Origin of the sequence: Paenibacillus xylanexedens (genome assembly GCF_017874615.1) — a bacterium.
In the GTDB taxonomy this organism is placed as follows: Bacteria; Bacillota; Bacilli; order Paenibacillales; family Paenibacillaceae; genus Paenibacillus; species Paenibacillus xylanexedens.
In genome coordinates, this window is record NZ_JAGIKV010000007.1 from 197,875 (window position 1) to 209,827 (window position 11,953).

1 protein-coding gene is annotated in these 11,953 nt (G+C 45.5%); it reads left to right on the plus strand.

All coding sequences use genetic code 11. From position 1 onward, the window contains the following. Position 1 precedes the first annotated feature (1 nt). Positions 2–11,944: a non-ribosomal peptide synthetase gene (locus J2Z28_RS11645; protein WP_211082607.1), complete on the plus strand. Its 11,943-nt coding sequence runs from the start codon at positions 2–4 to the stop codon at positions 11,942–11,944. The last annotated feature ends 9 nt before the right edge of the window (positions 11,945–11,953 follow it).

Consider the following 11,953-nt stretch of genomic DNA (forward strand, 5'->3'; position numbering starts at 1 on the left):
CGTGGAGAAAATTCTGAAGCTCCTGGTAGAGAGTGTCAAGGACCAGAAGATGAACAAAACAACGGCGGCTCAGATCGTGAAAATGCTAAAAGAAGGGGAAAAGAAACCCGTCAAGGATATCGCCATCATCGGTATTTCAGCCAAGTTGCCCAATATGGAAACACTGGATGACTACTGGGATAATATCCAGAGTGGTGTAGATTGCATACGTCCCATTCCCAAGACACGAAAATCGGATATGGATGCTATTCTCTCTTATATGGATATTCCTGAGGGAGATATTCAATATTACGAAGCGGCGTACCTGGACAATATTGACCAATTCGACCATGAATTCTTTCGTTTGCCTCCCAAAGAAGCCAGTTTAACGGATGTTAATCAGCGTTTGTTTATGGAGACGGCATGGGATGCCATGGAGGATGCAGGATACGGTAACGATAAATTATCGGGCACCAACACAGGTGTCTATGTGGGCTTTTCCAACAATATCAAAGATATGTATATGCGATATATTACCGAAACGATGCAGACAAGTGCACTGTCCATCGTTGGCAATTTGGCTTCCATATTATCCAATCGAATCTCGTATCTTCTGAATCTGAAGGGACCCAGTATTGTTGTTGATACAGCGTGTTCCTCTTCGCTCGTAGCTGTCGCCATGGCATGCCAGGCTATCCGGAGCAAGGAATGTGATATGGCAATTGCGGGCGGTGTGAAACTTCATCTCATGACACGCGAGAATCAGAATGAGAAAATCGGGATGGAGTCTCCAGACTACCGGACCAAAACATTTGATGATTCTGCAAATGGGGCGGGAATGGGCGAAGGAGTCACTGCTTTATTGCTGAAACCACTAGACGCTGCAATGCGTGATGGTGATCAGATCTATGCGGTAATTAAAGGTTTGGCCGTCAATCAGGATGGAAGTTCTGGCGGATTGACTGTACCGAACCCGTCCACTCAGGCAGAGTTAATTGTAAAAGCGTGGGAGGACGGTAACATTGATCCCGAAACGATCTCGTACTTCGAACCGCATGGTACGGGGACGGAATTGGGGGATCCCATTGAGATTAAGGGAATTCAGAATGCATTTAAGAAATATACTTCCAAGAAACAATTTTGTGCGATCGGTTCGGTTAAAACCAATATCGGTCATCTGTACGAAGCAGCTGGAACTGCTGGCTTAATTAAAGCAATTCTGGCGCTGAAAAATAAAAAACTCCCTCCAACCTTGAACTTTGAAAAGCCAAATAGAGCCATTGACTTCAGTGGATCGCCCGTTTACGTGAATACTACACTGCGAGAGTGGACCACGGATGGCACAACTCCAAGACGGTGTGGTATCAGCTCTTTTGGCATTGGGGGAACCAACTGTCATCTAGTGCTTGAGGAAGCACCGGATCGGGCAACTGCAGAGCATAAAGCGAACACTTCTGTAACAGATCCATCCATTCTGACGTTGTCCGCCAAGACTGAGGAATCGCTGCGTCAGATGATCGGTAAGTATATCTTTTTTCTTGAAAAATATGAACTGCCAACATTACAAGATATATGTTATACCGCCAACACGGGAAGAGGGAAATTTCCATATCGGGTAGCAATCATAATGAACAGCAACATCGATTTGCATCAGAAACTTACCCAGTTGGAGCGTTCAAAACAGCTATTTGGTACTTCACATGGTTCGCACATCTATACCGGTTTTCACAAGCTGGTTCAAGATGAGGAGGCAGCGGATCAGGAATTCAGAATGTCGCTCTCATCCAGGCATGAGATGAGCGTATCGCTGGGACAAGCTCTTGGAGAATTCATGAACAGTGGGCGGCAAGACGTCAATGCGTTACATCAGGCTGCTTCATTCTATGTCTCTGGGGGCGATGCTGACTGGGAAGCGCTTTATGCGAATCAGAGCGTATTCAAGGTCAGTTTGCCATCCTACGCATTTCAGACGCACAGATGTTGGATCGACATTCCAAAACGTAACAGAAGATCGGAAAAGGTACAGGCAGAGGGCATGTTTTATCAAGCTGTATGGCAACGATACACGTCTGTATCTCGAGATTCTGTCGTCTCAAAAATGAAAGGCACCGTACTTCTCTTCCGCGGAAACGATCAAGTCAGTGCTGCCCTGACGGTCCGATTAGAGCGTGAGCCCGAAGCACGAGTCATTCAGGTAGCCTGGGGGGATCGTTACGAGAAGTATGATGATTCGCACTATGTGATTCGTGGCGATGAAAGTGACTACATTCAGTTATTGGATGATATTAAGGGTCAGGGGCTAACCCGTATTATTCACGGGTTTACTCTGGCAGAGAATGATTCAGATGATTATTTACAAAGCGAGGAACAATTGAAGTTAAGCCAGGACCGTGGAATTCAGAGTGCATTCTACTTGACCCGTGCGATTCTACATCATCATATGACAGAGGGACTTCAGCTTCAATTCATATCCTCTCTAGCGAATGCAGTTACGGGTTATGAAAATCAGGTAAGACCGGAGAATGCAACGCTTAACGGATTCGCGAAAGTCATTGAACAGGAGTATCCGGAAATATCCTGCCGATTCATTGATGTGGACTCAGATACCGATGCGGATACGATCTATGCAGAATTGAATAGCTCCCATGACCGTTTCCAAGTGGCGTATCGACATAATCAGTCATACGTAGAAGAATTGGATATTGCCAATATTCTGGAAGCCAGTCATGAGGAAGTGACTATTCGTGAGAACGGTCTATATCTTATTGCTGGTGGAACAGGCGGAATTGGCTTGCAATTCGCGAAGCATCTGGCTGATGAACGCTGCATTCGTCTGGCACTAATCAGTCGTACGGCGATGCCTGATCGCACTGTGTGGGACAAGCTTATTCAAGAAGAAGATCCAAAGATAATATCCATAGAAATGATTGAACGATTGAAAACCATTATGGAGCTTGAAGCCGGAGGATCAAGTGTTGAATTAATCAGTGCAGACATCTCCGATCTGGAGCAGATGACTCAGGTTGTGCAGAGGTTGAGAACAAAATATGGGCAAATCTATGGGGTAATTAATAGCGCTGGTGTTGCCAATGATGGCTTGATTATCCGTAAGGAAGAGACTACATTCCAAGAGGTTCTGCGACCGAAGGTTCAGGGAACCTGGGTTTTGAATCAAGTAACAGCTCAGGAACCACTGGATTTCTTCGTTATGTTTTCTTCTGGCATATCCATGTTAGGAGAACCGGGTCAGAGCGATTATGTTGCTGCAAACTGTTTTCTGGATAGCTTTGCGTCTTACCGTGCAAATGGATCGGGCCGAACGCTAACCATTAACTGGCCTGCCTGGAAGGAAACCGGGATGGCTGCCAGATTTGGTCTGAATGTGGATACAGCATTCAAGACGTTAGCGACTCATCAAGCGATCAGTGCTTTTGACATGGTATTGAGCCGTCGTATACGCCGAGTGTTGATCGGTGAGCCCAATTATGCGAGTGAACTCCTACCGTTGCTAGAATCGTCAAGGGTTATCCAATTTTCGGAAGCCATGACAGCTCGAATTCAACAGGAACGTAATCATTTGAATTATCATAACAACCAGCTGACGAGAACTGAATATGAACAGAAGGTTGAACTGCACGGACGAGATAACGGTATATATACAACTACGGAGAAGGAACTTGCTCAACTGGTGGGGCATGTTCTCGGGTTTACCGGGTTAGATGTATACGACAACTTGTTTGAACTCGGCGTTGATTCAATATCAATGATGCGCATTATTACTGAAATACGGGTACGCTACCATGTTCACCTAAACTATCACACGTTCTTTGAAGGTATGAATCTGGCGAAGCTTGCAATTCATCTGATTGGTGCACTCAAGGAAACCGGAGCGATATCCGAGTATCCCCAGCAAGAGCCGGAACCGGCGACCTTGTATGAGGACTTCCCTTTGACAGAAGTACAGATGGCTTATCTGTTAGGTCGAGACGAGCGGTTTGAGATGGGGGGAACATCCACTCACTATTATCTGGAATTGGAAACCAAATTGAACATGACGCATTTCCAGACTGCATTGCAAAAAGTGATTCAGCGCCATCCAATGCTGCGAGCGGTCATATTGCCGGAGGGCATACAACGAATATTGCCACAGGTACCAGACTATCAACTGGAAATCGTTGATGTGTGCCATCTGAATGAGCAGGAAAAGTGGAAACACATTGAGGTGGAACGGGATCGAATGTCCCATCATGTGTTTGAACCGAGCCAATGGCCGCTGTTTGAATTCAAAGCTTTTAAAATAGATGATACACGGCATTACCTGTTATTCGGTTATGATCTGCTGATCTGTGATAGTGCGAGTATCCAGATCCTTGGAGAGGACCTGGTGCATTATTGCCGTGAGCCGGAAAAGGAACTTCCTGTACTCAAGTTTTCGTTCAAGGATTATATGATGGCATACGGAGAACTGAAAAAGGGTGAGATGTACGCACGTGACAAGAAGTACTGGATGGATCAGTTGGACACATTTCCTTCCGCTCCAGCACTTCCGCTGAAGCAGGAGCCCAGACATATCAAGAAACCGCAATTTTCACGGCTAAGCTGGATATTGGAACAAGATCCGTGGGAGCAATTAAAGCATAAGGCGCAGCAAAAAAATGTAACACCTTCCGCGCTTCTGTGTACTGCCTTTGCTCGAGTTTTGGCCCGTTGGAGCAATCAGGATCGACTTGCCATCAATCTGGCGGCGTTCAACCGCTTTCCATTTCATGAAGAAACCAATCAAATTATCGGTGATTTTACATCCATCATGTTGCTCGAAATTAACGAACAAAAAAACAAGCCTTTTTGGGAACAAGCAAGAGACGTGCAGAGTGGCATGCTCAATATGTTGGAACATCGACATTATGACGGCGTGGAGTTCATTCGAGAACTGGCCCGTCATCGAGAAGCGGGTACTTCCGCCATTATGCCGATTGTATATACCAGCACATTATTTGTGGATGCCATCGGAAGCTGGCAGCATATCGGAGATCTGAAAATGGGTATCAGTCAGACTTCTCAAGTCTACCTTGATAATCAGGTAATGGAGACTGGCGGGAGACTGACCATTAACTGGGACTATATTCAGGATCTTTTTCATTACGATACACTTTCCGCCATGTTCGATGATTATACAGCGATAATTACTCATCTGTGTGAGCAAGAGAATATCGAGTTTGTACCAGAATTGCCCGAACAGGATAAGGCCATCTGGAATGCATTTAATGCAACAGCACAATCATTTCCTATATCTACACTGCATGGGTCTTTTATAGAGCAGGCGACCAAGACTCCTTATCAGACAGCATTGATTTACGGTAATCAGCAATTGACTTATCAACAGCTGGATGAACGTTCCAATCAGCTCGCTCATTACTTGACGCAACAAGGAATAACACGGGGAGACCGGGTGGGGTTGTTAGCCAAACGTGGTATGGAGACAATTGTGAATACCATCGGCATTCTCAAAGCAGGAGCGGTATACGTGCCTGTTGATCCCGATTATCCTGAAGATCGTCAGCAATACATTTTACAAAATAGTAACTGCAAAATGCTGTTATTACCCGAATTTTATACGTTTGAGGGACTGGCTGAATTGCCGGTGGAGCCACTGGAAAATAACGCAGCACCTGACGATCTTGCCTACATTATTTATACGTCTGGCAGCACGGGAACTCCAAAAGGGGTAGCTACTGCCCATGGCCCGGCAATGAATACCATTCGGGATATCAATATGAAGTTTGAAGTCACGGATCAAGATCGGATGCTTGGTATCTCTTCAATGTGCTTTGATCTGTCAGTCTATGATATTTTCGGTGCACTTGCGACGGGTGCAGCACTTGTGATCATTGCTGATCAGCGTGATATTCATGACATGTACGACGTGATACAACAGCATAAAGTAACCATCTGGAATTCAGTTCCAGCCATTATGCAGCTGATGGCAGATTACGTAACCGATCAAACCAATGAACAATTAAGACTCATCCTGCTCAGTGGGGACTGGATACCAAAGAAATTGCCAGAGCAAGTACATGGGCGTTTTCCTTCGGCACAGGTTATCAGCTTGGGAGGTGCGACAGAGGCATCCATTTGGTCTATCTATTATCCCATTGATACTGTCAAGTCTGATTGGAAGAGCATTCCTTATGGAAGACCACTTGCGAATCAGACATTCTATACGCTTGACTACACGGGTTGCCTGAGTCCAGTCGATGTCATTGGTGAGCTCTGTATCGGTGGAGCAGGATTGGCTCAAGGATACTTTAATGATCCAGTGAGGACCGACAATGCATTTTTTAATCATCCGGAATGGGGACGCTTATACCGCACAGGTGATTTTGGAGTCTTGCGAAGAGGAGGGTACATTGAATTCCTTGGGAGACGGGATTCCCAAGTGAAAATCAGGGGTTATCGGGTTGAACTTGGAGAAATTGAAAGCCGACTATCTACAGTTCCAAGCGTGAAGCAGGCTGTCGTTATAGATAAAGTGGACATGCAAGGAACAAAGGTACTGGTAGCCTATTACTCAGCGGAGCGCAGCTATGACGAATTGGAGATGAAGCGTCTTTTGGCAAAAGCACTTCCGGATTACATGGTTCCTCAGCATTTAATCCAGTTGCCTGAATTTCCACTTACACCCAATGGAAAGATTGATCGGAAAGCGTTACCGGAACCAACCTTTGGACAACAGTCCAGTGCACTTGCAGGAACGGAAAGCCCAACGGAGCAAAAGCTAATTGAACTCTGTGAATCGGTATTTGGTATGAATGGAATAGGAACTCACGACAGCTTCTTCCAGATGGGGATCAATTCAATTCTAATGGTGCAGCTGGTGAATCGGATTGGGCAGGAATTCAATCAACGTCTCAGCTTCAAGGAATTTATGGCCCTGAGAGATATTTATGAACTGGCGGCTCTGCTGGAGAGCTCTGTGGAAAATGAAGAGTCAGTGGGAACAATTCATTATCCGCAGCATGATCCATGCCCTGATCCTGAAGGCCGACCATTCCCGCTGACTGAGGTACAGATGGCTTATGTCGCAGGAAGAAGTCAGGCTTTTGAAATGGGAGGCACTTCGACACACGGGTACCTTGAATTCGAAACTCAATTGGAGATGAAGCGCTTCAATGAAGCACTAATCAAGCTGATTGAACATCATCCTATGCTGCGGGCAATTATCCTGCCTACCGGAGAGCAACGAATCCTGCCACATGTACCGGTATACCGGATGGATATTGAAGATATCAGCGGTTTGAGTCCTGACGAGATGGAACGGGTGATCATAGCCGAAAGAGAACGCATGTCTCATCATATTTTTGAATTGGAGCAATGGCCATTATTTGAGATACGTGCGAAAAAAATATCTAAGGATACACACCTGCTGTTGTTTGGATATGATCTGCTCATTGCTGATGGGGCAAGCATCCAGATCTTCAATAATGATCTACTGAAATTCTATCATCATCCCGAGATTGAGCCGGAGCCTAATCCATTTACATTCCGCGATTATATTCTTGCTTACAATAAATTCCGTAAATCGAATACGTACCTGGCTGACAAACAATACTGGCGTGCCCGAGTAGAGGATTTCCCAGCAGCACCTGCACTCCCATTGAAGACAGATCCTGCACAGATCAGCGAACCAAAATTCAAGCGACTTAATGAAGTGTTTGAACCACAGCGTTGGGAGATATTGAAAAAAATTGCTAATGGACACGGGCTAACACCTTCAGCGCTTCTCTGTGCAGCCTATGCCCAGATCTTATCGTACTGGAGCAATCAACAGAAGATTGCACTGAATCTGACAGTCTTCAATCGTTATCCATTCAACCCAAGCATACAGGATATCATTGGGGACTTTACTTCCATGATTTTAATTGATGTGGATATGACTTCAGGGAATGATTTTATGGGTCATGTGCGCCATGTTCAGAACAGTATACTGGAGGCGCTGGAGCACAGGCATTATGAAGGCATCGAATTCATACGTGATCTCTCCAAGCATCATCAAATGGGGAACAAGACCGTAATGCCAATTGTCTTCACAAGTATGATCTTTAATGAACGTGAGACATCTGAAGCAACCCAGGGACTGATTGGAAAGGTTCGAACTGGGGTCAGCCAAACATCGCAGGTATATCTGGATCATCAGGCTTCGGATGCGGGAGGGCAGCTAACGCTAACCTGGGATTACGTGGATGACTTGTTTGACCAACAGGTGATCGAAACGATGTTTGCGCAATATATTGCACTGCTGGATGGCCTAATTGCGGGAGAAACGATTACGGGGCCTGACATTCCTTCAGTCGATCGCAGCATTTTGGAAAGGTATAACCAATCAGAAGAAAATATCATGCCAACAACATTGCAACATTTGTTTGATCGTATGGCCAAACATTATCCAGATCAGGATGCATTGTTGTTTGAGGATGAGCGGATGACGTATTCGGAGCTGGACCGAAGATCCGGTCAACTGGCAGGATATTTACTTGAACAGGAGATCGGGCGAGGGGATCGAGTTGGCGTTGTAGCAAGGCGCCGCATGGAGACCATTGTAAATGTAATGGCTATACTTCGTTCTGGTGCGGCATATGTACCACTTGATCCGGATTATCCAGAAGATCGGCAAGCTTACATGCTTAAGAATAGTGATTGCCGAATTGTATTGGACGTGGATGCCTATGATCAGGTCTCGGCTTCAGGTTATCCTCTACTCGAAGGTGAGCCATCTGGAACACCTGCTGACATTGCATATGTAATCTATACCTCGGGAAGTACGGGTAGACCGAAGGGTGTGGCCATTACTCATGGGGCTGTAACGAATACGATTCAGGATATGAACAGAAAGTTCGGTATTCATGAGAAGGATCGCATGCTTGGCGTATCTTCCATGTGTTTCGATTTATCCGTATATGACGTGTTCGGTGCACTTTCCTCGGGTGCAGCTCTCGTAATTGTATCCGACCAAAGAGATATCCGAATGATGAAAGAGGCCGTTGATCGCCATCAGGTTACAATCTGGAATTCGGTTCCAGCGATTATGGATATGTTCATGGATCGACTGGAATCCGATGCTGGACGAAGCTACCGTTGGGCAAGTGATGAAGAGATTCAGGCGTCAACCCAACTGGCTGTGGAGAAAGAGTCAGTAGAATCGGTGTACCACTGGTCATTCTCCACGCTGTGGCGAATGGATGGAAAGCATATCTACGTGGATGAGTTCAAATGCCCTGAATATGCAACAGGTATGTTCCCTGAACTGTATTTCTTGGCACAAAAGGGGATTCGGCAATCCGAGATTGCTTCTTTCTTCCGGAATGTACCTGCTAGTGAAGTGAATTCGCTCATGGAACTGCTCATTCGCAAACGTGCTTTGGTCAGCGGACTTATGGAGCCAACGGAAATTTTCAAGAAGCAGACGCAGTTATTCCGCAATCCGTATGACGAAAAGGTGGCATACGATGCACAGGCATATGAGGCATTCAAAAAAATACAGTTGCATCGTAATTTCGGTGAGAACACCACACTTGAGGTCTCACTGGAGCGTGGTGTTGAATATCCTGATTTCATCTCCAAGCGACGTTCTCATCGTTCCTTTAAGGAGGACCAGCCTGTCACCATGAAACAGTTCTCTGATCTGATGGGAGTACTGGGTCAGTATGATCAAGGACAGGAAATTCGGTATTACTATCCTTCTGCGGGAGGACTATACCCGATAGATGTGTTTGTGTATGTGAAGGAAGGAAGAGTTGCGGGAATGGAGGCGGGCTTGTACTACTTTAGTCCAGTGGATCACACGGTACGCCTTATTCATGGGAACCAGTCATTCTCAGATGAAATGCACTATTACACGAACAGGTCCATTTATCAGTCTTCAGCGTTTACTGTTTTCTTCATTTACAACGCGGAAGCAACCATGCCGAAATATGGTGCGCAAGGTTATTTATACTCCCTTATTGATACCGGAATTATGGTATCCACACTAAACAGTGTTGGAGAGATGCTGGGCATTGGGATGTGTTCGATCGGAGATATGCCTTTTGATAAAGTAAAACCGTTATTCAATTTAAATGAAAATCAGATCTGGCTTCACACGGTGGAAGCAGGATTGAAGCCAGACGATGAAATGGCTTCTACGGAAGAATGGAGCAGCAGAAATTATATCAGACAAAGTCCAAGCGTAACGGTATCCTATGACGAAAATCCAATGGTTGTTGACCGTTCCCTATTATCGGAACGTTCCGTAGCAGTCCTGGGTGCACAGACCGCTCCGCTGGCTAAGTTAAATGTCCAAAGTTCTGATATAGAAAGAGCAGTAAACATCACAAACGAGGGTAACCATCAAAGCAGTCTTCGTCTTATACTGCTCAGCGGCGACTGGATACCTCTATCGTTACCGGGCAAAGTCAGAAATCTGTGTCCTGATGCAAGCATTGTGAGTCTCGGTGGTGCAACAGAGGCTAGTATTTGGTCCATTTATTACCCTATTAATTCAATATCTGATGCGTGGAACAGTATCCCTTACGGGTATCCGTTGGCGAATCAAACATTCCATGTGCTCGATTATAAACTGCGTCGATGTCCGGTTGATGTTCCAGGTGAGATGTTTATCGGCGGAGTGGGTCTTGCAAATCAATATGTGAATGACTTGGATAAAACGGAGAAAGCATTCATTCAGCATCCGCTCCTTGGTCGATTATATAGAACGGGAGATCATGGCGTCATGCGCAAAGAGGGATACATTGAATTTTTGGGCAGAAAGGACAACCAGATCAAAATCAGGGGGCATCGCGTGGAACTTGGTGAAATTGAAGCCATATTCATTCAGCACCACGCCTTGAAGCGTGTGTATGTAATGGACAGGCAGAACGAGCAAAAGAAAAAATATCTGTGTGCCTATTATGTCTCTGATCAAGAAGTTTCCATTGCTGAATTGCGAGAGTTTCTGATATCCAGATTGCCGGAGTACATGGTGCCTGCTTTCTTTATCCGGTTGGAAGCCATCCCTCTAACAGCGAATGGAAAGATCAATCGTAATGCACTACCTGAACCAACAGCTCTACACACGGCTCAGATCCAGTACAAGGCTCCCGCCAATGATATTGAGAAACAATTGGTACAGATATGGAGCGAAGTACTTGGCAATGCTCACATTGGTGTGAATCAGCATTTCTTTGAGATCGGCGGCGATTCTGTTCTGATGATCAAAGCACATGCCAGACTTGATGACCAATATCCGGGAATTGTGAAAATAACCGACATGTTTAATTTGCCAACTATTTCGGATATTACCGCATTTATCGAGAATCAGTTGGACGAGATGGATGTAATCCATGTATCACGATCCCGCATTCCCTTGTCCATGGATTATTTCGTGGAAGAAGATTCAACATCGAACGAAACAGAAGAGTTGCAGTTTGCCTTATCAGCAGAACTCTATGATCGTGTGGTGAATGCTGCCAGCAGGTGGGACGTAGAGGTGGATGATATTTTATTTGCGGGCTTTGCGTACCTTCTCGCACAGACATCCAACAGTGATCGGATGAGTATGCATGCAGCCATTGGGCAGTCCGACTATATTCAAGTATTTGATCTGGACTTCGGCTCGTTGGAACAATTTAATGAATTATTCCAGCTTATCCATCAATCCAAGGATCAAGATGGCATGGAGACATTCCACACCAAGCATGTTAGTACCCTCTTGCAGGAGCCCGGTACAGGAACATTACCTTTGTTCTATAACGCTGGTGCAGTTGCTTCGGGAGTGCCGGTGTCTGAACTGTACGACTTAACGTTACAAGTGGTTCATCAGGAGGAAAGCCTACACTTTGTATGTGGATTCCGTTCAATGAAATGGCGGAAGAGCAAGGTCGAGTCACTCTTGCAACTCTACTTTAAACTACTGAACCCGATACTCGAATGATCTCAAGCC